Source organism: Streptomyces cinereospinus (assembly GCF_042430725.1).
Lineage (GTDB): Bacteria > Actinomycetota > Actinomycetes > Streptomycetales > Streptomycetaceae > Streptomyces > Streptomyces cinereospinus.
Window position 1 is genome coordinate 1 of sequence record NZ_JBHMCY010000050.1, and the last position, 20699, is coordinate 20699.

Genomic DNA, 20699 nt, shown 5'->3' on the forward strand with positions numbered 1-20699 from the left:
GACCGACGAGCTCAGCAACAAGATCAAGACGACGTGTTAATGATCTGCAAGCCCTAAGGTAGGAAGACGCTGCGTCACCTGCGTCACCAACACCCCGAAACCGGCCCTTGACCTGCCGAAACAGCGGTGACGCAGACAGCCACATCCTGCGTCACCTTGCGTCACCTGCGTCACCCCATGACGCAGGTCTACGTCACCAGTGACACACCCCCACAGTCCTGCGTCACCGAGAAACCACAGGTCAGGCGGCCGAATGACGCAGATGACGCAGGTGACGCAGAAGTCCGCACCTCGGACAGGCACAGCCACCTGAACGCCCTCAACCCATCCCGTTTGCAGGCTCACCTCCAAGAGGAGTTGTGGCATGAACTCCCCCCTGCCCACGAGTCACCAAGCCCTGACCGTCCCGAAGGTTATGAGCGCCCTCCGGATGAGCCGCTTCAAGGTCTACGACCTGATCCGGAGTAAGCGACTTCCGAGTTTCACAGAGGGTTGTTTGCGTCGCGTCCCGGCGGACGCGGTGGCCACGTACATGAAGAACCGTCTTGAGGAGGCCGCCTGATGGCGCGCTAGCGAAACCCAAACGGTGCCGGAAGCATTTGGCAGCGAAAGGACGGCCTTACGAGGGCCGCGTGTACGTTCCTCAGCCGGACGGCACCCGTGCTCGCAAAACGGTCTACGGCAACACTTGGGAGGAGTGCGACGAGAAGCGTCAGGAACTGGTGTGCCGCGCCCGCCAGGGCATCCCGACGCCGACCCGTTCCGCCAAGCTCTCCGAGTGGCTCCCGTACTGGCTGGCGCAATAGATCGAACCGCGCCGCAAGCTGAGCACGTACGACAAGTACGAGATGCATGTGCGCCGCTACTTGGTCCCTCTGCTGGGCACCAAGCGGTTGGAGTCGCTCAGCGTCGCCGACGTGCGCCGCTTCACCACGCGTATGCAGAGCGCCAGCACGGCTGCGACCGCGAAGGAAGCGCACCGCGTGCTCCGCACCGCGCTCACGGCGGCCATGCGCGAAGAACTCATCACGCGGAACGTCGCATCGCTCGTGGAACCGCCCCGAGTGAAGCAACGCGAGATCAGTCCGTGGTCCCTGGAGGAGACGCTGACGTTCCTGGAGGCGGCCCGGCGAGACCCTCTCTACGCCGCGTTCGTCCTGGCTATCGCAATGGGCCTGCGGCGCGGCGAACTGGTGGGCCTGCGCTGGTCGGACGTGGATCTGGACAACCGCGTTTTGCACGTACGCCAGCAGACGCAACGTCGGCGCGGCACGCTGTACGACGACGACCCCAAGAGCCGCCGCCGCCGCGTGGTCCCGATGCCCGCGTTGTGTATCGCCCCACTTCGCTGGCACCGACTGCGGCAACGAGAGGCGTTTGCGCGTACCGGAGTTGAGTAGTCGGAGAAGGGCTACGTGTTCGCCACGCGCAACGGCCGGCCGGTGGAACCTCGGAACGTCTACCGGTCGTTCACGCGTGTGGCCGCTGATGCAGGGTTGCGGGTGGTTCGGCTTCACGATGCTCGGCACGGTTGCGCCACGCTGTTGACGGCAGCCGGGGTTGCGCCCCGCGTCATCATGGAAACCCTTGGGCATAGCCAGATCAGCATCACGATGGACGTCTGCACGCATGTCGTGCATGACACTCAGCGAGAGGCGATTAGCCACATGGATCGGCTTCTTAAGCGGCGTCTGCCTACTTAATTGTCCAGGGTGCGGCTGTTTGTGCCTATGCAGGCACAAACAGCCGCAAATCTCACCGCTACATGTATCCGTCCCTGCCCTGACGCCGACGCTCAAGCAGTGACTCGCGCCTAGCCCGCAGCAAAGTTAGGATAGGGGCACGGAACGTCAAAATAGCCACCAGAGCTACTGCAACACCACCCCATGCCACAAGCTCGCCGCGCAACCAACTCACGCGGTGAGAGACGGTGGTAGTGACATGAATCTGGATCGTCACGGGCCGCGATGTTGCCAGGGCTCGGTTCGACTCTCCTTGGTACGTGGTGATGCGTAGCTTCAACTTGTACTTGCCTGGCTTGCTTGCGCTGACGGCCCACTCCCATTCCGCCCGGTCTGCCGGCTGTGTGACGATCTGCTTAACGCTGGAGTCAAAGAGCGGCCGGATCGCCACCTCATTGCTGGGTGAAGTCAGAGATGCTCCCTCGACACCGCCTACCGGGACGTGGCCGATCTTGCTGTCTTCCGGTGGGGCGGTCGGCGGGCCAGTGGGCCCCTGCCCCTCTTCGTCCATCCACAGCTCCACCCGAATGCTTGTGGACTCTCCCACAGTCATGCTGGCTGAGCCGGGGAAACGAAAGCCCCCTGGCACCAGAGTTTTCCTGTCCTGGCTGACGTCCTCCAGGAAGCTTGTCTGATTCGGAGTCGCAGCCGGTGAACTCTCGGTGGGCTCGGTTGGCTCGTAGGTGGGTGAAGGACTCGGGTGGGGGATAGGAGCGTCATTGCTGTGAAGCGTTCTCACGAGCACCCCCGCTACAACGCACGCGAGGGTCAGTACCCCTAGCAGGCCAGCCGCGAAGCGGCGTCGGCGGTCTCGCCGCTGAGTATCGTCATCGAGGACACGCCAAGCACCTAACTTGCTGTCCCACACCCTCTTCACTGATACCCCCAAGCCACACAGAGACCAGGCACGCTGCTGGCCCGCCCCGGCACTCTCCCCGCGGTTGCCCCTGCCCATTGCCCTTGTAGGCAATCGGAAGCAGGACCGCCTCACAGCCGCAGACCGTGTTGTGAGCGGTGCCGCCCGGACTCCTGGCACCGGTGTGAGGGCGACGGTGCGGGAATGAGTCACCATTGCCGTCAAACGGTGCCGTCAAAAGGCCCCGGACCATGATCGGTCCGGGGCCTTTTGGCTGGTGCCCCCGGCAGGATTCGAACCTGCGACACCCGCTTTAGGAGAGCGGTGCTCTATCCCCTGAGCTACGAAGGCGGGGCTGCCCTGACGTGGGTCAGGGTGTTCGGTCCACAGGGTACCGGATGGTGGGCGGGTGGGGGTGCCGTCCCGGGGTGCGCGGGGATGTTGGAAAGTGGGGGCGGGTGGGCGGCCGGGGGGTTCCGCCTCAGCGGAGTCGGTCCGGGAGCAGGTCGGTCTACCGCGAGGGGGCCCAGTGGACGGTGGGGCTCGGCCGTTACGGTTCCACCTGCTGGCGGGGGTCTCGGGAGCTGCCTCAGCCTCATCGCCCTGGAGCCTGTTCTCCTACCGCGTCACCGGGACCGCCCTCGGGGTCGGCGCGGTGATGGCGCTGCGGCTGCTGGCCGGGTTCCTCGCCGGGGGCGGGACGGTGATCGGCAGGGGGACGCGCCGTGCCCTGATGGTCGGCACCGATCTCGCGCGGGCTGCGCCACGGCGTGGACAACCTCACCGTCTTCGGCGAGGCGCGGCTCGCCGCCGCCGGACTGGCGCCGGAGGAGCGCCGCGCGCCGGACCTCGTACCGGTCGCCGGGATCCTCGACGGCGTGGAGGAGTTCGACGCCGCCTTCTTCGGCATGAGCCCCGAGGAGGCGCGGCTCACCCGCCCCGCGCACCGGCTCTTCCCGATGTGCTGCCACCAGGCCCTGGAGGACGGCGGCTGCGCGGCCACCGAACTCGGCACGCGCGTGGGAGTCGTCGCCGGTTCGGGACGCACCTGCACGACCGTCAGCGGCCGCCCGTGGCCGACGCCGCGCCCGCCGACGCCGCGCCCGCCGACGCCGCGACCGGCATGCAGAGCGCCATCGGACAGCAGCCCGACTCCCTCGCCACCCGCGTCGCCCACCGCCTCGGCCTGACCGGACCCGCCATCGGCATGCGGAAGGCCTGCTCCACCTCGCTCGCCGCCCCGCACCTGGCGGTCCAGTCGCTGCTGACGGCGAGGCCGACCTGGCGCCGGCCGGGGCCGTGGCCGTGCACCTGCCGCAGGAGACCGGCTACCGCAGCCACCCCGGTTCGATCCTGTCGCCCACCGGACGCTGCCGGGCCTTCGACGCGGACGCCGACGGCACGGTCGGCGGCGACGGCGTCGCCGCCGACCTGATCAAGCGGCTCGGCCGGGCGCTGGCCGACGGCGACACGGTCCACGCCGTGATCCTGGGGTCGGCGGTCAACGACGACGGCGCGGGCGGGGCCGCCGGGATCCGCCCCGCGCCGCTGCTCGGCCACAGCGTCGGCGAGTACGCCGTCCTGTACGCGGCCGGCGCCCTGCCCCTGGAGGACGGGCTGCGGCCGACGGCCTGGCGCGGGTACCTGATGCTGACCGCCTGCCCGCCCGGTGGCCTGCTCGCCGTCCGTACCGACCCGGCCACCGCTCGGCGCCTCGCGCGGGCGGCCGGCGCCGAACCGGCCACCGTCAACGGCGGTGGCCGCCCGCCCGGTCAGTGCCGGGTCACCCGGACCGTGTGGTTGCCCTCCAGATCCGCCCCCGCGATCACGATCCGCAGGCCCCGCGTGCGGTCCTCGAAGGACTCCCCGGGGGCGAACGTGGCGTCGGAGAGTTCGGCGTGCACGTTGGGGCTGCGGGTGCAGCCGCCGCTGTCGCGGCGGGCGTCGTACACCCGCACCGGGCCGTGGCCGGTGTCCACGTCCGCGTCGACCTTGTAGATCAGTACCCCCGGCCGGCACACCGCCTCGTCGTTGCCGTCGCGGGTGCGCAGTTCGACGGCGTATCCGGTGCGTCCGTCGAGGGGTATGAAGACGAGCTTGTCACCGCCCGCGCGGGCCAGCGGGGTCAGGGTGTACTCGGTGGTGCCCGGGCCGGCAGCGCAGTGCACCTGGTCCGCGTCCAGCCAGCCCAGCTTCCACTTGTGCCAGCCGAGCAGGTCGTTGTTGGCGCCCCAGTCCTCGCTCATGATGTCCCAGTGCCCGACCGCACCGCCGCCTTCCTGGGTGTAGAGGTCGGGCAGGCCGAAGACGTGGCCGTTCTCGTGCGGCAGGACGCGGTAGCCGGTGCGCGCGTAGGAGCCGGAGCCGTCGTCCTGGCGGGAGTAGACGAAGGAGGCGTTGGCGACGGGCACGCCGTCCGCGGTGGGCGCCTCGTCGTTGCCGGCGAACGTCACCGACAGGACCGTGTCCAGCGCCGACGGGCCCGCGTTCGGCGTCACCAGCACGTTCAGCAGGTCGTACGCGCGGAAGTCGACCTCGGGGTCGGCCGCGGCGACGATGTCCTGCACCAGCCGCCGGTAGCCGGGGTCGAAGGGGGCGCCGCGCTCTATGCCGTACTCCCGGAAGGACTTCGGCATCCGCAGCCAGTCGGTGACCGGGGTCTCCGGGCGGTAGTCCAGGCGGCCGTAGGAGCTGGTGCGGAACCACTCCTGGGTCTGCGGGAAGAACTCGCCGAACCGGTCCAGGGCGTTGCCCCTGCCGGGCGCGTCCGAGAAGTCGACCATCAGGGTGAGGGCGTGGACGGTGCCGGTGGAGCGTGAGTAGCCGAGCGGGGTCGGCAGGCCCTCGGACATCTGCACCTCGGCCCGCCCGTTGATCAGGCAGGGGCTGTGGGTGGAGGAACGGGCCAGGGCGGTGATCGGCCGGGCCCCCGCCGCCGAGCCCACCGTGTGGAGGCCCGTGCCGGCCGAGGTGCTCACCGCGAGGGTCACTGCGGTCACGGCGCCGAGCGCGGCCGCGCGGCGCGGGCGTATCCGACGGCGGGACGGCTGCATGCATGGACCTTTCGCTCCAGGCAGCCGCCGGTCTCCGGCTGCACCCTTTGCATCACCCTGATGCGGGTGCGGCGCGGGCGCGCGCTGGAGCGGACCGATCGTGGGTTCGCGGTGAGTTAGCGCAGGTCAGCAGGGGTGCAACCGAGACGGGGCCACCTTGTGGCGTAGGTCACGTGCATTCTTTCGGCGGACGGGAAATAACCGGGGATCGATTCCCCGTTTGATCCGGCGTAGGAGCGAAACGGGGGATCACTCCCCGGATCGTCCCCCTGTCTCCGCCACGACCCTGGAGTACGCCGTGCAGACCGCCGCCCCCGAAAAACGCAGGGCGACCCGGCCGCGTGCCGACGCCCTGCGCAACCGGGAGCGGATCGTCGCCGCCGCCCGGGAGATGTTCGTCGAGCACGGCCCCGACGTGCCGCTCGACGAGATCGCCCGCCGGGCCGGCGTCGGCAACGCCACGGTGTACCGCAACTTCCCCGACCGCGGCGCGCTGATCCGTGAGGTCGTCTGCTCGGTCATGGACCGCACGGCCCAGGCCGCCGAGCAGGCCCTCGCGGAGAGCGGCGACGCCTTCGCCGCGCTGGAGCGCTTCGTGCACGCCTCCGCCGACGAGCGGGTCAGCGCGCTGTGCCCGATGATCTCCAGCTCCTTCGACGAGCACCACCCCGACCTGCTGGCCGCGCGCCACCGGGCCGAGCGGCTCGTCGAGGAGGTCATGGGGCGTGCCAAGGCGGCCGGACAGCTCCGCACCGACGTGGGGGTCGGCGACCTGATGCTCGTCGTCGCCCAGCTCAGCCGGCCTCCGGCGGGTGCCGCGTGCCTCAGCGCCGACCGCTTCGTGCACCGGCATCTGCAGCTGTTCCTGGACGGCCTGCGGGCACCGGCCCGCTCCGGCCTGCCGGGCACGGCGATGACCTGGGAGGACCTTCGCCCGGCCTGACCTGACCGCCGACCGATCTTCACCGTCGACTGATCTTCACCTTCTCGCCCCTCGTCCGTTCCGTGCAGACATCTCGACGTATTTCCGTTCTGTCCTGAGCTCCACGTACTTACCGTCCCGAAGTACCGAAGTCCCGAAGTGGGTACCTCCATGTCTGAAACAGCCGTCAAGGCTCTCGGCGTCCCCGACGCCAACCGCTGGAAAGCGCTGGTCTTCATCGCGCTCGCCCAGCTGATGGTCGTCCTGGACGGCACCATCGTGAACATCGCGCTGCCCTCCGCCCAGCAGGACCTGGGCATCTCGGACGGCAACCGCCAGTGGGTGGTCACCGCCTACGCCCTCGCCTTCGGCGGCCTGCTGCTGTTCGGCGGCCGGATAGCCGACCTGTGGGGCCGCAAGCGCACGTTCGTCCTCGGCCTGGCCGGCTTCGCCCTCGCCTCCGCGCTGGGCGGCGCGGCCACCAACGAGGCGATGATGTTCGGCTCCCGCGCCCTGCAGGGTGTCTTCGGCGCCCTCCTCGCGCCCGCCGCGCTCTCCCTGCTCGCCGTGATGTTCACCGACGCCAAGGAGCGCGCCAAGGCGTTCGGCATCTACGGCGCCATCGCCGGCGGCGGCGGCGCCATCGGCCTGATCCTCGGCGGTTTCCTCACCGAGTACCTGGACTGGCGCTGGACGTTCTTCGTCAACATCCCGTTCGCGGTGGTCGCCGCGGCCGGTGCCTGGTTCGTCATCCGTGAGCCCGGGGGCGGCCGCAACCGCTCCCCGCTCGACGTCCCCGGCGTCGTCCTGTCCACCCTCGGCCTGGTCGCGCTGGTGTACGGCTTCACCCGGGCCGAGTCCGCGGGCTGGAGCGACTCGGTGACCGTCACCATGTTCGTCGCGTCGGCCGTGCTGCTCGGCACGTTCGTGTTCGTCGAGTCGCGGGTCAAGGCCCCGCTGCTGCCGCTGCGCGTGCTGACCGAGCGCAACCGCGGCGGCGTCTACCTCTCGCTCGGCCTCGCGGTCATCGCGATGTTCGGCCTGTTCCTCTTCCTGACCTACTACCTCCAGGTCGTGAAGGGCTACTCGCCGGTCAAGACGGGCTTCGCCTTCCTGCCGATGATCGCGGGCATGGTCACCGGCTCCACCCAGATCGGCACCCGCCTGATGACCCGGGTCGCCCCGCGCCTGCTGATGGGCCCGGGCTTCCTGGTGGCGGCGCTCGGCATGCTGCTGCTGACCCAGCTGGAGACCGGCTCCTCGTACGCCGCGCTGCTGCTGCCGTCGATGCTGCTGCTCGGCCTCGGCATGGGCACGGCGTTCATGCCGGCGATGTCCCTGTCCACGCAGGGCGTCGAGCCGCGCGACGCCGGTGTCGCCTCCGCGATGGTCAACACCTCGCAGCAGGTGGGCGGCGCGATCGGCACGGCCCTGCTGAACACCGTGGCCGCCTCGGCGACCACCGCGTACATCACCGACCACATCGGCTCGGCGACCTCGCCCGCCCAGGCGCAGCTCGTCCAGCTGGAGGCCATGGTGGAGGGCTACACCAGCGCCATCTGGTTCGCCGTCGGCATCCTGGTGCTCGCCGCGGTGATCGCCGTGACCTTCGTCAACGCCGGCCGCCCGAACATGGGCGTGATCGCCGGCTCGGGCGCGGGCGCCGAGGACGAGGTGCCGGTGCCGGTGGTCGCGCACTGACCTCCTGACGGCGCCCGTCCGGTCCCCCGCTTCGGGCACTTCGTACGGGCACTTCGCAGGGTCTCAGCGAAGCCAGGGCAGGTCCGCCCCGGCCTCGCCGGGCTGGAGTCCCTCGGCGACGATCCGCATGATCTCGCCGAGGGACTTCTGCTGTTCCGGGGTGAGCCGGTCGAACAGCGCCTGCCGTACGGCGGCCACATGACCCGGCGCCGACCGCTCCAGTACCTCCAGCCCCTCCTCCGTGACCACCGCGAACTGGCCGCGTTTGTCCGAGGGGCAGTCCTCGCGGCGCACCCAGCCGTTGCCCTCCAGCCGGGCGACGGCGTGCGAGAGCCGGGAGCGGGTGATCTTGGCGTGCCGCGCCAGCTCGGTCATCCGCAGCCGGCGGCCCGGGGACTCGGCGAGCGCGACGAGCAGGCCGTAGTAGACGTGCGGCATGCCCGCGTCGCGCTGCAACTGGCGGTCCAGATGGTCCTCCAGGAGCGTGGCGGCCTCGATGTACGAGCGCCAGACGCGCTGCTGTTCGTCGGTCAGCCAGGTGTTCATGGGCTCCACTGTAGGGACCGCTTATTGAAGTTTGAACAAAGGGCGCGTAGGGTCGGCCGGAGAAAGATTTAGAGTTCAAGCAACCGGGCCCGCGCCCGGGTCCGGCCGGAGGGAGCCGCGTCATGTCCGCCGCCGCTCAGCAGCGCATGCCCGCCCTGTACCTCAGCCACGGCGCCCCGCCGCTGGCGGACGACCCGGTCTGGACCCGCCAGCTCGCCGCCTGGTCCGCCGCCCTGCCCCGCCCGCGGGCCGTCCTCGTCGTCTCCGCCCACTGGGAGGAGGCCCCGCTCGCCCTCGGCGCCACCCGCACCGTCCCCCTGGTGTACGACTTCTGGGGCTTCCCCGAGCGCTACTACCGCGTCCGCTACGAGGCCCCGGGCGCCCCCGCGCTCGCCGACTCCGTGCGCAAGCTGCTGCGCGCGCCCGGCACACCGGTGCAGGACGTCCCGGAGAGGGGCCTGGACCACGGCGCGTACGTCCCGCTGGTCGAGATGTTCCCCGAGGCGGACGTCCCCGTCCTGCAGATCTCCCTGCCCACCCTCGACCCGGCGGGGCTGATGGAGATCGGCCGCAGGCTGGCCCCGCTGCGTGACGAGGGCGTGCTCATCGTCGGCTCCGGTTTCTTCACCCACAACCTCGCCGCGCTGCGCCACCCCGGCGGGGGAGTGCCGGCCTGGTCGGCCGAGTTCGACGACTGGGGCCGGCGGGCCCTCGCGGCCGGGGACGTGGACGCGCTGCTCGACTTCACCCGCACCTCGCCGGCCGGCCGGCTCGCCCACCCGCGCACCGAGCACTTCGCCCCGCTCTTCGTGACCCTGGGCGCGGCGGACGCGACGGGAGACCTGGCGACGCAGCGGTCGGTGATCGACGGGTTCTGGCTGGGCATGGCGAAGCGCTCGGTGCAGTTCGGCTGAGCGACCGCCGGGCACCCGGTCCCTATTTCAGTTCCTTCTCGTACCAGGCCACGTCCCAGTAGCGGCCGAACTTGCGGCCGACCTCGCGGTACGTGCCGACATACCGGAAGCCGAAGCGCTCGTGCAGTCGCGTGGACGCCTCGTTCGGCTGCGCGATGCCCGCGTAGGCGCGGTGCACGTCCTCCTTGGACAGGGCCGCGAAGAGGGCCTCGTACAGCAGGGTGCCGACACCGCGCCGGCCGGCGTGCGGGGCGACGTAGACCGTCACCTCGACGGAGGTGGAGTACGCGGGCTTGGGGCGGTAGGGGCCGGAGGTGGCGTACCCCAGGATCTGCTGTGTCTCCCCGTCCGTGGCAACCATCAGCCGGTGCGGGCCGTCTTGTGGATGGGAGAGCAGCCACGGGCGGCGCTCCAGTGGAGTGAAGGCGGCCGTGTCGAAGGTGAGGGGCGTCTCGCGGACGTAGTGGTTGTAGAGATCGGTGAGAGCGACGAGATCGCTCTCCAACCCCGGCCTGACCTGCACCTCTGTGGGCCCCGACGGCATGGCGCCTCCTCTGTGGGCTGACAGGGTACTGCATGATCAGAAAAATAGAGGGTTGGGTTGGGAATTCTGTCCTGTTTCCAGTCGTTGTTTCCCACGGATGCAGGGCACCCGAAGCAGGACCGGAGAGGGTGCTGAGTGTCCCAAGGACCACCCGCTGACCTCACCATCGCAAGGGAGCACGCATGGCAACCCGAGCCGTCGCCCGTCGTACGGCCGTCGCCGGGGGTACCGCCCAGGCGTTCGGCACTGGGGGAGAGAACGTCGACGCGACCAGGAGTGTCCGCGCCCATGGCGGCGAGATCGCGGACCGCGATCTGGTCGGCATGTACCTCGACGAGATCGCGCGGACGCCGCTGCTCGACGCCGCCAAGGAGGTCGAGCTGTCCCAGACCATCGAGGCGGGTGTGTTCGCGCGGCAGGTCCTCGACGGGTACGAGGAGTCCCAGGCGGACGCCACCCGTGAGGAGCTCCAGGCCCTGGTCGCCGAGGGGGAGCGGGCCAAGGACGTCTTCATCCGCTCCAACCTCCGCCTGGTCGTCGCGGTGGCCCGCCGCTACCCGCGCAGCGGCCTGCCCCTGCTGGACCTCATCCAGGAGGGCAACGCGGGCCTGGTGCGCGCCGTCGAGAAGTTCGACTACCGCAAGGGCTTCAAGTTCTCGACGTACGCCACCTGGTGGATCCGCCAGGCGATCACCCGCTCCATAGCCGACCAGTCGCGCACCATCCGTCTCCCCGTCCACCTGGTGGAGGAACTGGGCCGGATCCGCCGGGTGCAGCGCGAGTTCAACCGCGACCACGGCCGGGACCCGGAGCCCGCGGAGATCGCCCAGGAGCTCGGCTCCACCCCGGAGCGCGTCAGCGACGTCCTGGACTGGGCGCGCGACCCCGTCTCGCTGAACATGTCGGTGGACGACGAGGGCGAGACCCAGTTCGGCGACCTGCTGGAGGACACCTCGGCGGTCTCCCCCGAGCAGTCCGTGATGACCCTGCTGCGCAGCGAGGAGCTGGACGACCTGATCGGCCGCCTCGACCAGCGCACGGCGTCCATCATCAAGATGCGCTACGGCATCGAGGACGGCCGGGAGCGGACCCTCACCGAGGTCGGCAAGGAGCACGGCCTGACCCGTGAGCGGATCCGCCAGATCGAGAAGCACGCCCTGCTGGAACTGAAGAAGCTGGCACGTCAGACCGGCTTCGACGCCGCGGCGTGAGGGCCGCCGGCCGTGCCGTACGGCGCTCGTTCCGGGGGCGCACGCCGGGGGGCGAAGGCCCGCGCGAACATGGCTGTGTAACGCCGCTTCAAACGGCGTGTCCCGGGAACAAGACTTCCGGGCACGGTAGTTCGGGCCCGAGGGCAAGACCCCCGGGCACCGGCGGCCCCTGCGGCCGCGCAGGTGACCGGCTGCCGCCGCACCACCCACCGAGAGCCACGTCCCGACGCACTCCCCCCGGCGCCGGGACCTCCCCGAGCCGGGCTTCGGCGCCTTCCCCCGGGCGCCGGGGCCCGGCTCTTCCCCGTCGCGGGCTGGTCGTGCGCTGCTGCTCAGGGGGTGCGCTGCCGTGCTCGGGGGCTTCGCCGGCCGGCTCCTCTCGTGGCAGCGGCCGGCTCCTCTCGTGGCCTCGGCCGGCCGGGCACGGCTGAGCGGCGGGGCACCCCGTACCTGAACACCGGGGTGGCCCGCCGGATGGCAGATTGTGCCACATCGGCATAGCCTGCCGACGTGAGCAGCACCACCCCGGCACAGCACCCCCGCCCCTCCTCGGCGTCCTCCCCGTCCCCCTCCCTCACCGAACGGCGCAAGGCGGAGACCCGCATGGAGATCGCCCGCGCGGCGGCGGACCTCTTCGTACGGCACGGACTGCGCGGCACCCGCGCCGAGGACATCGCCCAGGCCGCGGGCATCGCACCGCGCACCTTCTACCGCTACTTCGCCGGCAAGGAGGAGGCCGTCGCCCCCCTCTGCGCGGCCGGCGCCCAGCGCTGGGTGGAGGCGGTCCGCGCGGCCCCGGCCGGCCTGTCCCTCCCCGCGGCGCTGGAGCACGCCGTACGGCACATGCTGACGCCGGGAGCGGGGGTGCCGGCGGCGTCGTGGGAGTGGGTGCGGACGCTGATCCGGCTGTGCGAGTCCAGCCCGGCGCTGCGGAAGGTGTGGGCGGAGGTGTGCCGGGCGTCCGAGGACACGCTGGCGGAGGTACTGGCGGAGCGGGAATCCGCCAGGGGCAGCGGCAGTCACGACAACGTTGCGGGAAGCCCGCCCCCGGGGTCCCGGGCGTCCCGGGCGTCCCGGGAGTCTTGGGAGTTCTCGGAGCCCTCAGAGCCCTCGGAGTTCCGCTTCACCGCCGCCGTCGCGAGCGCGGTCGTGCGGGTGGCCGTCGAGTCCTGGGCGGCGGGCACCGCCCCGGCGACGGGACCGGAGGGACCGGCGGAGCTGGCGCTGCGCAATCTGGAGGCGTTGCGGGCGCTGCGGTGGGGATGAGGCGGCCGGTGACCGCCAGGGGAGTCCGTCGGTGAGCCGGTGGTCCGGGGGGTGAGCTGTCGGGCGTCACGGGGGCGCGCCGACCGGCGTCGGGGCTGTGCGCCGCCCGGTGTCACGGGGGTGATCCGCCCGGTGTCACGGGGGTGATCCGCCCGGTGTCACGGGGGTGATCCGCCCGGCGTCACGGTGGCGATCCGCCCGGCGTCACGGTGGCGATCCGCCCGGCGTCTCACTCCACCGCCCGGGTCAGCCGTCCCCCCAGCTCCCGCACGTACTGAGCGAGCCGGCCCGGCCCGCGCACGCTGAACTCGCACCCCACCAGCGCCAGCCGCACCGCCACCCACTCCAGCGGGTCGCCGGTGGCGCCCCGCACCCGGCACCGGTCCGCGTCGAGCGGTTCGGGCGCCCCCAGCCATCCCCGCAGCCGCGCCGCGACGGCCTCGGCGGGCGCCTCGAACTCGACGGTGACCTCGTACGTCTCCTGCTGCCGCCGGATCGACCGGCGCAGGAACTCCGCAGCGCTCCCCGTGGGCAGCTCCCGGGGCGCGAACCGCGCGCCGGTCGCGAACGGCTCGCTCACCCGGTCGACGCGGAACGTGCGCCAGTCCTCCCGCCCGAGGTCGTAGGCGACGAGGTACCAGCGCCGTCCCGTGGACACCAGCCGGTAGGGCTCGGTCAGGCGCCGCGACGCCTCGCCGTCCCCGGAGCGGTAGGCGAAGCGCAGCTTCTCCCGGCCGGCCACCGCCGACGCCATCACGGTCAGCGTCTCCGGCGCGATGCCGGGGCCGTCCCCGCCGGTCAGTGCCGTGGTCGCGGTCTGCAGGGTGGCCACCCGGTGGCGCAGCCGGCTCGGCAGCACCTGCTCCAGTTTCGCCAGCGCCCGTACGGACGCCTCCTCCACACCCGCCACCGCGTGCCCGGCACCGGCCCGCAGGCCCACCGCGATCGCGACCGCCTCCTCGTCGTCCAGGACGAGCGGCGGCATGGCCTTGCCCGCGACGAGCCGGTAGCCGCCGTCCGAGCCCTTGGACGCCTGCACGGGATAGCCCAGCTCACGCAGCCGGTCCACGTCCCGCCGCACGGTGCGCCGCGAGACCCCGAGCCGCTCGGCGAGCTCGCCGCCGGGCCACTCGCGGGGCGTCTGGAGGAGCGAGAGCAACTGCAGGAGCCGAGCCGGGGTGTCCGTCGTCATGGTCCGAGGATGCCCGAGCCATAGGACAGGAACTGACCTCATGCCCATTCGTGCCGACGATCGCCGCTGGCCGAACCGGCGTTTCCGGACCGTTGATGTTCCCCGGCGAGCGAAACGAGATGTGTTGTTGGGCGCAACGGGCCGAGGCGGTGGGGCGCCGAACCGAGAATGTGCGCTGCGGACCCTCTCCAAGGTCGCAAGCCCGGACTGATCGCCAGTTGGCCGAGATGCCCCCCGAGACGCGGACGCCCGAGCCGGCCGCGCTGCCGGCGGAGCGGCAGCAGCCGGTGGCGGCGGCGCAACACCGTACCCCACCCCACGGCACGCACCACATCCGCAGCCCGTACCCCGCCACCCGGCGCGGCCCGGGACCCGACGGTCCCGGGCCGCGCTGCCGTACCCGTCCGGTGTCGGGGCCTCCCGAAGTGCCGGCCCCCCCGGCAGCGCCCCCCGGGGGTGTCAGGTCCTCCTGGCTCGCGCCCCGTCGCTCACGACAGGTGCGCGGCCCTCCGCTCCATCGCCTCGCGTGCCGCCTCCTCGGTCGTGTAGACCTCGCACATGTGCCGGCCGTCCGGCGTGGCCGTGTGCTCGGCCTCCCACAGGGAGATCTCCCGCCCGTCGCACAGCAGGAACGCGTGCTCGTAGAGCGAGAAGCCCAGCCCGGCGCGCCCGGCCCGGCAGGGGCGCCCGAACGCCTGCGTGATCTGGTGCGCGCACGCCGTGGCGAGCAGCGCCGCCGTCTCCGCGCCGGGCCGGTCCGGGTTCTCCGCGCGGCGCAGCAGCCGGCGGGCGTGGTCCGCCGAGTCGTCCGGCACGTACGCGTGCCGGGGCGCGGGGACCGACGACAGCTCCACCGGCACCGGCAGCTCGAACTCCGGCGGGTCCGGCGGCAGCGCGAGCCGGTCGCCCGCGGTGTGCAACTCCTCCGAGTCGACGTACACCTCGTGCTGCGGGGCACCGCCCGGCGTGGTGTTGTGGACGAGCTCCCAGAGGGTGAGCGCCGAGCCGTCGGCGAGCAGCCAGGTGTGCCGGTGGGTCTCCTGGTGCAGGCCCGCGCTGTGGTGCGCGGAGTGCAGGGAACTGTCGTACGCCAGCGCGCTGTCCAGCCGCCGTATCGTCTCGTCGGGCAGCTCGAACGAGTTCAGGGCGCGTCCGAGCAGTCGCGCGAGGTGCTCCTCCGGAGACTCGGGCGAATCGGATGGTTCGTACGCTGCCGTCTCGTACGGAACGCTCAAGGTTTCTCCCGGCGTTGCTGCATGTCACCTTGTGGGTGCATACCGTAGCCCCTCGGCCGGGCATCATGTCCGGGAACCGAGAAAACGTATGCCGGGAAAACGGCCGGGGCGCGCGAGAAGTTCCCGCGCGACCCGACGACCCGTCAAAAAAGCGCTGGTCGGAGGCGTGTGCGCCGGGTTCGCCGCACCCTGCGCGGGAGGTACCGGGCTCAACGCGCGCCCTGCAACTCCCCGTACAGCTCCGTGTAGGAGGGCCACCCCCCGCCCTCCCCCTCCCCTCCCCCCGCCCCGTCCCCCGCCCTGCCCCCCTTCCCCGCCACGGGCCCGGCCGCCCGCACCGCCCGCACGATCGCGCGCGTGACCACGTCCGCGCCGGCCGCCAGGATGTCGTTCAGCGCCAGCGGCTGCGTGGCGTCCAGCGCGCGCGCCCCGGTGGCCAGCGCGAAGACGGTGTCGCCGTCGTGCAGCAGATGCACCGGCCGCACGGCCCGCGCGATGCCGTCGTGTGCCGTGCCGGCCAGCTTCTGCGCCTGCGCCTTCGACAGGCCGGCGTCGGTGGCGACGACCGCGAGCGTGGTGTTCAGCGGGGGCGGCGCGTTCCTCGCCGCGCTCTCGGCGAGCCGTGCGCGCGCCGCCTCGTGCACCTCCGCCTCCGGGTAGCGCACCCGCCCCTGGAACAACTCCCCGTACAGCACCCCCGTCTCCGGATCCGTCACCGACCCCGCCGCGTTCGCCACCACCAGCGCGGCCACCGTGATCCCCGAGTCCAGGACGGTGCTCGCGGTGCCGACCCCGCCCTTCATCGGCCCGACCGCGGCCCCCGTCCCGGCGCCCACACAGCCCTCCGGCACCGGCGCCCCGATCCCGCTCGCCGCGGCCGCCTCGACCGCCGCCCGGCCCACGGCGGCGTCCGGCCGGGCCCGGAAGTCGCCGCCCCGGCCCAGGTCGAAGACGCACGCGGCGGGCACCACCGGCACGACGTGCGCCGGATCCGGCCCGACGCGCACCCCGCGCCCGCGCTCCTCCAGCCAGGCCATCACCCCGGAGGCCGCGTCGAGCCCGTAGGCGCTGCCGCCGGTCAGCACCACCGCCTCGGCCTTCTGCACCACGTTGCGCGGATCGAGGGCGTCGGTCTCCTTGGTGCCGGGGCCGCCGCCGCGGACGTCCACGGCGGTCACGGCCCCGCCCTCGGGGGCCAGGACGACCGTGGTGCCGGTGAGCCAGCCGTCGCCGGTGCGCGTCGCGTGCCCCACCCGCAGGCCGGTCACGTCCGTCAGAGCATCAACTGTCATGGGGCCAGTCTGCTGCCCCCGGCAGAAGCCTTCCCGGTGCGCGCCGAGGGTGTCAGGCGGTGGGTGCGCCCGTCCGTCCCCGGCGCGCGCGGGCGGCCAGGCGCGCCGTCAGGGTCCCCCCGGCCGCCACCGCCAGCGCCGACACGACCCCGGCGGCGAGGACCGCCCGGTCGCCCAGGAAGGTGCAGCAGATCACCAGCAACGCCGTGGTCGGCAGGACCAGTTGCTGGGCGGTGCCCACCTTGAAGTGACGCGCGTGCAGGGCCCAGACGGTGAGCAGGAACAGGGCCGTCGGCAGGGTCACCGCGGCGGACGCGGCCAGCGTGGAGATGTGCGCCTCGTCGACCGCCTGTTCGACCGCCACCTCCAGGCCCGCGCCGATCGCCGCCGCCGAGGCGAAGATCAGGTAGTGGCCGTAACCCCAGACGAAGGCCTGCCGGTTGGAGCGCAGACGCCCGTGCACCGGCACCGCGAAGTAGATCCACCAGGCGGAGAACACGATGAGCAGTCCGCCCGCCGCGATCGGCAGCAGCGCGCCCAGCGCGTCGTTCTCCTCCACACCCGACTTCACGGCGACCGTGGCCGCGGCGATCGTCTCGCCGAGCACGATGATCGTGAACAGCCCGTACCGCTCGGCGATGTGGTGCGGATGCCATGTGGTCGGCCGGTCCTTCTCCGCGTAGACCGGCACGCACAGTTCGGCGGCCACCATCACCAGGAACAGCCAGGGGCGGGCCGGTTCCGGCAGGAGCACCAGCCCCAGCCAGCCGACCTGGCAGAGCAGCACGCCACCGGCGTAGCGCAGGGCCGTGGTGCGTTCCGCGCCCCGGGCGGACCGCGCGGCGCGCAGCCACTGCGTGGCCATGGCCAGCCGCATCACCACGTATCCCAGCCAGACGACCAGGTAGTCGTGGTCCGCGAAGGCGCGCGAGATCCCGGCGGCGAGCACGAGGACGCCGGCGATCTGCACCAGGGTGACCACGCGGTAGAGGGCGTCGTCGTTGTCGTACGCCGAGGCGAACCAGGTGAAGTTCATCCAGGCCCACCAGATGGCGAAGAACACCATCGCGTAGTTCAGGATGCCCTCGCCGGGGTGTGCCTCCGCGACGGCGTGCACCAGTTGGAGCCCCGCCTGCGCGACCGCCACGACGAAGCACAGGTCGAAGAAGAGCTCCAGGGGGGAGGCGACGCGATGTGCCTCGTCGCGCCCGCGGGCGGTGAGCCGGCGCAGCGGCCTCCGAGGGGCCGGCGCGCCGGACGAGGCGGGCGGCGGGGTCGGACTGGACGTCATGATTCCAAGCACAGCAGATGCCGGCCGGAAAATCTCCGCGAGTACGGACCAACCAGGCATCCCGGCCCGCGCCGGCACCCACCCCGTACCCTGGGGGCATGAGTACCTCCCCCGCTCCCGAGCCGCGCGCGTCCAAGGCCGCGCTGATCTTCGGCGATCCGCTGGACGAGCAGTCCTCGGACGACACGGATCGCGGCTGGGGCGAGCGGCCGGGGACCGGTCGTGACGCGGCCGACGACCTGAAGCGCTTCCTGGACGAGAAGCCGCCCCACCACCTCTGAGCCGCCCGCCCGGCCCGCCGGCCCCGGCGAGCCTCGCCGGCCCCGCGCACCGCCCTGCCCGCCGCCTGGCGCGGCCGGTCCCGCGCCACCGCCCGGTGCGAGCGGGAACCCGCTACCGCCCGGTGCGCCCCGGGTCGCGCTGTCCGCCCTGCGCGACCAGCGCGTCGCGGATCTCCTTGAGCACCTCCAGCTCGGTCACCTCGATGACCTCGTGCGTGCCCTCCCGCGCCTTCCTGCGGGCCTCCTGCCGGGCCAGGTACTTCGCCATCGGCAGCACCATCAGGAAGTAGACCACCGCCGCGGTGATCACGAAACTCAGCGTCGCGCCCGCGACGGAGCCCCACAGGATCATCACCCCGCTGGTGACGCTCCCGTCCGCGCCCACCCGGCACGGCTCCTTCAGGCAGGTGCTGTAGCTGTCGAGGTTCTTGGTGCCGATCGCGCCGACCAGCGGGTTGATGACGCCCTTCACCACCGAGTTGACGATGTTGGTGAAGGCGGCGCCGATGACCACCGCGACTGCCAGATCGACGACGTTCCCCCGCATCAGGAAGGCCTTGAAGCCCTGCAAGACGCCCGGTCCCTTCTGCTCGCTCACCTGGTGGCCTCTCCTCATCGCACGGACAGCTTCTGGAACAGACAGTTCCGCAACCTACGGCAGGACGAGGTGACCGTGTCCAGTCCGGCAGCTCGTCCGGCGGCTCCGGCGACCGGTTCGACAGCATGGCGCGCACCGCGCGCAGGGCTCGCCTCAGCACACCGTCACCGCCAGCCGGGCCGTGGCGCTCGCACCGGCCAGGCGCGCCGCGGTGGCACGCGGGACCGACAGCACCACCAGCGCCCCGCCGACGGCCTCGCCGGCCGGCGGCTCGGGCACCTCGGTCACCAGCGCCCCGCGCGCGACCACCTCGGCCGCACCGCCCGTCACCGACTCCGTGGCGGCGACGACGTCGACCCGGTCGCCGGGGCGCAGCAGCCGCACCGTCGCCGCGTCGGCGATCCGCACGGGCGCGGACACCGGCCGCACGGCCCGGCGCTCCGGCGCCCGGTCCGCCACGGGGTGCCCGCGGGCCCGGTCGCCCGGACGGGTGTCGGCCGGGGCGCGCGGACCGGCCGCCACCAGCGCCACCGCGGTGATCACGAGCGCGGCGGCCAGGGCGCGCCGCCGCTGCCGGACGAACCGGCGCAGCCGGAACCGCCCGCCGCGCACCCGGACCGGCGCGAACAGCGGCACCTGGCAGGTCGGCGGGGCGTCGGTACCGAGCGGGAGCGGGAGCGGAGATCGGGGGCCGGGGAGCGGCTGGGCGGGCGGTACGGAGGACGCAGCGAGGGACACGAGGACCACCACCTGTGACGACGGATCGGTTGCAGCCCACGATGAGGCCGCGCGCCGCCGCCCGCTGACGCCCGTGCACTACCGACGGGTTGTGGACAACTCCCCCACCCGAACGAGACGCTCCGCGACCCCGTCAGCCACCTCGCCAGACTCCCGCGACCACCGCCACGGTCCCGCGATCACCGTCACGACCCCGCGATCACCGCCATGCCACCGGGATCGCGCCACGGCCCCGCGATCCCTCTACGCCACCGCGATCACCGCCACGGTCCCGCGATCACCGCCACGGTCCCGCGATCACCGCCATGCCACCGGGATCGCGCCACGGCCCCGCGATCCCTCTACGCCACCGCGATCACCGCCGCGCCACCGCGACCCCGCTACGGCAGCGCGATCCCCGGATCCATCCCTCCCAGCGCGTTCACGCACAGACAGTCCCGCTCCTCGTTCGCCGGCAGCGCCGCCACCGCGTCGAACAGCACGCCCCGCAGCCGGTCCACGTTCGCGGCGAACACCTGCAGCACCTCGTCGTGCGAGACGCCCTCCCCGGTCTCGGCGCCCGCGTCCAGGTCGGTGACCAGGTTCAGAGAGGTGTAGCAGAGCTCCAGCTCACGAGCGAGCGCCGCCTCGGGGTGGCCGGTCATGCCCACCACCGACCAGCCCTGCGCCCGGTGCCACGACGATTCGGCGCGGGTGGAGAAGCGCGGCCCCTCGATCACCACGAGCGCGCCACCGTCCACCGGCTCCCAGGCCCGGCCGCGCGCGGCCTTCAGCGCCGCCGACCGCCCGGCGGGGCAGTAGGGGTCGGCCAGGGACACGTGCACCACGTTCGGCACGGTGCCGTCGGGCAGCGGCAGTCCGTCGAAGTACGTCGGCACCCGCGACTTCGTACGGTCGACCAGTTGGTCCGGGACGAGCAGCGTGCCCGGCCCGTACTCGGGACGCAGCCCGCCCACCGCGCACGGCCCGAGGACCTGGCGCACGCCGACCGAGCGCAGCGCCCAGAGGTTGGCCCGGTAGTTGATCCGGTGCGGCGGGAGATGATGCCCGCGTCCGTGCCGGGGCAGGAAGGCGACCCGCCGGCCGGCGACCTCGCCGAGGAAGAGGGAGTCGCTGGGGGCCCCGTACGGCGTGTCCACCCGGAGCTCGGTCACGTCGTCGAGGAACGAGTAGAAGCCTGAGCCGCCGATTACACCGATCTCTGCGTTCGCCATGTCCAGCACAGTAGCCGCCGGACGGGCGGCCGCACCGGCCGGTCGGGAAAACACGAAAGCCCCGCCGTCGTACGACGGCGGGGCTTGTCGTGAGTGCGTGTGC

18 protein-coding genes, 1 tRNA gene and 2 pseudogenes are annotated in these 20699 nt (G+C 72.3%); 10 read left to right on the plus strand and 11 right to left on the minus strand.

Features of this window, described 5'->3' with window-relative positions:
• Positions 1-364: 364 nt before the first annotated feature.
• Both ACFF45_RS23620 and ACFF45_RS23625 read left to right on the plus strand, forming a co-directional pair.
• Positions 365-562 carry a helix-turn-helix domain-containing protein gene (locus ACFF45_RS23620; protein ID WP_381348447.1) on the plus strand — a complete coding sequence of 66 codons (198 nt, stop codon included), beginning with the start codon at positions 365-367 and terminating at the stop codon, positions 560-562.
• A 35-nt stretch (positions 563-597) separates the two neighbouring features.
• Positions 598-1703: pseudogene (locus tag ACFF45_RS23625) on the plus strand (tyrosine-type recombinase/integrase).
• A 1170-nt stretch (positions 1704-2873) separates the two neighbouring features.
• Here the strand turns inward: ACFF45_RS23625 and ACFF45_RS23630 are convergent.
• Positions 2874-2949, minus strand: a tRNA-Arg gene (locus ACFF45_RS23630).
• A gap of 419 nt (positions 2950-3368) precedes the next feature.
• Here ACFF45_RS23630 and ACFF45_RS23635 point away from each other — a divergent pair.
• The gene (locus tag ACFF45_RS23635) at positions 3369-3788 is read left to right on the plus strand and encodes a beta-ketoacyl synthase N-terminal-like domain-containing protein (RefSeq protein ID WP_381348448.1); all 420 of its coding nucleotides are present in this window, start codon (positions 3369-3371) and stop codon (positions 3786-3788) included.
• A pseudogene (locus ACFF45_RS23640) lies at positions 3722-4248 on the plus strand (beta-ketoacyl synthase N-terminal-like domain-containing protein); the annotation flags it as partial. The gene ACFF45_RS23635 and the pseudogene ACFF45_RS23640, both read left to right, overlap by 67 nt.
• A gap of 122 nt (positions 4249-4370) precedes the next feature.
• Here ACFF45_RS23640 and ACFF45_RS23645 read toward each other — a convergent pair.
• Positions 4371-5651, minus strand: coding sequence for a M6 family metalloprotease domain-containing protein (locus ACFF45_RS23645; RefSeq protein WP_381348449.1), 1281 nt, complete (start codon positions 5649-5651; stop codon positions 4371-4373).
• Positions 5652-5949: 298 nt separating this feature from the next.
• Here ACFF45_RS23645 and ACFF45_RS23650 point away from each other — a divergent pair, with 298 nt between their 5' ends.
• The gene (locus tag ACFF45_RS23650; RefSeq protein ID WP_381348450.1) at positions 5950-6594 is read left to right on the plus strand and encodes a TetR/AcrR family transcriptional regulator; all 645 of its coding nucleotides are present in this window, start codon (positions 5950-5952) and stop codon (positions 6592-6594) included.
• Between the two features lie 150 nt (positions 6595-6744).
• Positions 6745-8274: an MFS transporter gene (locus ACFF45_RS23655; protein WP_381348451.1), complete on the plus strand. Its 1530-nt coding sequence runs from the start codon at positions 6745-6747 to the stop codon at positions 8272-8274.
• Between the two features lie 63 nt (positions 8275-8337).
• On the opposite strand, the gene ACFF45_RS23660 is transcribed toward ACFF45_RS23655, so the two are convergent.
• A complete protein-coding gene (locus ACFF45_RS23660; RefSeq protein ID WP_381348452.1) occupies positions 8338-8820 on the minus strand; it encodes a MarR family winged helix-turn-helix transcriptional regulator in 483 nt (160 codons plus the stop codon).
• A gap of 122 nt (positions 8821-8942) precedes the next feature.
• Here ACFF45_RS23660 and ACFF45_RS23665 point away from each other — a divergent pair, with 122 nt between their 5' ends.
• On the plus strand, positions 8943-9734 hold the full coding sequence (locus ACFF45_RS23665; protein WP_381348453.1) for a dioxygenase family protein: 792 nt from the start codon (positions 8943-8945) through the stop codon (positions 9732-9734).
• 22 nt (positions 9735-9756) lie between these two features.
• On the opposite strand, the gene ACFF45_RS23670 is transcribed toward ACFF45_RS23665, so the two are convergent.
• Positions 9757-10278, minus strand: coding sequence for a GNAT family N-acetyltransferase (locus ACFF45_RS23670; RefSeq protein WP_381348454.1), 522 nt, complete (start codon positions 10276-10278; stop codon positions 9757-9759).
• Between the two features lie 182 nt (positions 10279-10460).
• Here ACFF45_RS23670 and ACFF45_RS23675 point away from each other — a divergent pair, with 182 nt between their 5' ends.
• Positions 10461-11489 (plus strand): sigma-70 family RNA polymerase sigma factor, encoded by a 1029-nt coding sequence (locus tag ACFF45_RS23675; protein ID WP_381348455.1) that lies wholly within the window; start codon positions 10461-10463, stop codon positions 11487-11489.
• Positions 11490-11999: 510 nt separating this feature from the next.
• Positions 12000-12755, plus strand: coding sequence for a TetR/AcrR family transcriptional regulator (locus tag ACFF45_RS23680; RefSeq protein WP_381348456.1), 756 nt, complete (start codon positions 12000-12002; stop codon positions 12753-12755).
• A gap of 229 nt (positions 12756-12984) precedes the next feature.
• Here ACFF45_RS23680 and ACFF45_RS23685 read toward each other — a convergent pair whose 3' ends face one another.
• The 4 genes from ACFF45_RS23685 to ACFF45_RS23700 form a co-directional block, all read right to left on the minus strand.
• Positions 12985-13947, minus strand: coding sequence for a helix-turn-helix transcriptional regulator (locus ACFF45_RS23685; protein WP_381348457.1), 963 nt, complete (start codon positions 13945-13947; stop codon positions 12985-12987).
• Positions 13948-14435: 488 nt separating this feature from the next.
• Positions 14436-15182, minus strand: coding sequence for a DUF6227 family protein (locus ACFF45_RS23690; RefSeq protein WP_381348458.1), 747 nt, complete (start codon positions 15180-15182; stop codon positions 14436-14438).
• A gap of 209 nt (positions 15183-15391) precedes the next feature.
• Positions 15392-16474 (minus strand): P1 family peptidase, encoded by a 1083-nt coding sequence (locus ACFF45_RS23695; protein WP_381348459.1) that lies wholly within the window; start codon positions 16472-16474, stop codon positions 15392-15394.
• Positions 16475-16526: 52 nt separating this feature from the next.
• Positions 16527-17765, minus strand: coding sequence for a low temperature requirement protein A (locus ACFF45_RS23700; RefSeq protein WP_381348460.1), 1239 nt, complete (start codon positions 17763-17765; stop codon positions 16527-16529).
• A 98-nt stretch (positions 17766-17863) separates the two neighbouring features.
• Here ACFF45_RS23700 and ACFF45_RS23705 point away from each other — a divergent pair, with 98 nt between their 5' ends.
• Positions 17864-18046 (plus strand): hypothetical protein, encoded by a 183-nt coding sequence (locus tag ACFF45_RS23705; protein ID WP_381348461.1) that lies wholly within the window; start codon positions 17864-17866, stop codon positions 18044-18046.
• Between the two features lie 112 nt (positions 18047-18158).
• Here ACFF45_RS23705 and mscL read toward each other — a convergent pair whose 3' ends face one another.
• From mscL to ACFF45_RS23720, 3 genes are all read right to left on the minus strand, one after another.
• Entirely contained in the window at positions 18159-18644 is a 486-nt protein-coding gene (gene mscL, locus ACFF45_RS23710; RefSeq protein WP_381348462.1) for a large conductance mechanosensitive channel protein MscL, read from the minus strand.
• Positions 18645-18797: 153 nt separating this feature from the next.
• Complete coding sequence (locus tag ACFF45_RS23715) at positions 18798-19382, minus strand: hypothetical protein (RefSeq protein ID WP_381348463.1); 585 nt, start codon at positions 19380-19382, stop codon at positions 18798-18800.
• Between the two features lie 380 nt (positions 19383-19762).
• The gene (locus ACFF45_RS23720) at positions 19763-20596 is read right to left on the minus strand and encodes an S-methyl-5'-thioadenosine phosphorylase (RefSeq protein ID WP_381348464.1); all 834 of its coding nucleotides are present in this window, start codon (positions 20594-20596) and stop codon (positions 19763-19765) included.
• Positions 20597-20699: the final 103 nt, after the last annotated feature.

What these genes read in the sequence shown, in the direction of transcription:
- ACFF45_RS23670 (WP_381348454.1), bottom strand. Translation starts at nt 10,278, where the DNA reads ATGCCGTCGGGGCCCACAGAGGTGCAGGTCAGGCCGGGGTTGGAGAGC.
- ACFF45_RS23720 (WP_381348464.1), bottom strand. Translation starts at nt 20,596, where the DNA reads ATGGCGAACGCAGAGATCGGTGTAATCGGCGGCTCAGGCTTCTACTCG.
- ACFF45_RS23660 (WP_381348452.1), bottom strand. Translation starts at nt 8,820, where the DNA reads ATGAACACCTGGCTGACCGACGAACAGCAGCGCGTCTGGCGCTCGTAC.
- ACFF45_RS23705 (WP_381348461.1), top strand. Translation starts at nt 17,864, where the DNA reads ATGAGTACCTCCCCCGCTCCCGAGCCGCGCGCGTCCAAGGCCGCGCTG.
- ACFF45_RS23655 (WP_381348451.1), top strand. Translation starts at nt 6,745, where the DNA reads ATGTCTGAAACAGCCGTCAAGGCTCTCGGCGTCCCCGACGCCAACCGC.
- ACFF45_RS23675 (WP_381348455.1), top strand. Translation starts at nt 10,461, where the DNA reads ATGGCAACCCGAGCCGTCGCCCGTCGTACGGCCGTCGCCGGGGGTACC.
- ACFF45_RS23700 (WP_381348460.1), bottom strand. Translation starts at nt 17,765, where the DNA reads ATGACGTCCAGTCCGACCCCGCCGCCCGCCTCGTCCGGCGCGCCGGCC.
- ACFF45_RS23645 (WP_381348449.1), bottom strand. Translation starts at nt 5,651, where the DNA reads ATGCAGCCGTCCCGCCGTCGGATACGCCCGCGCCGCGCGGCCGCGCTC.
- ACFF45_RS23695 (WP_381348459.1), bottom strand. Translation starts at nt 16,474, where the DNA reads ATGACAGTTGATGCTCTGACGGACGTGACCGGCCTGCGGGTGGGGCAC.
- ACFF45_RS23685 (WP_381348457.1), bottom strand. Translation starts at nt 13,947, where the DNA reads ATGACGACGGACACCCCGGCTCGGCTCCTGCAGTTGCTCTCGCTCCTC.
- ACFF45_RS23665 (WP_381348453.1), top strand. Translation starts at nt 8,943, where the DNA reads ATGTCCGCCGCCGCTCAGCAGCGCATGCCCGCCCTGTACCTCAGCCAC.
- ACFF45_RS23620 (WP_381348447.1), top strand. Translation starts at nt 365, where the DNA reads ATGAACTCCCCCCTGCCCACGAGTCACCAAGCCCTGACCGTCCCGAAG.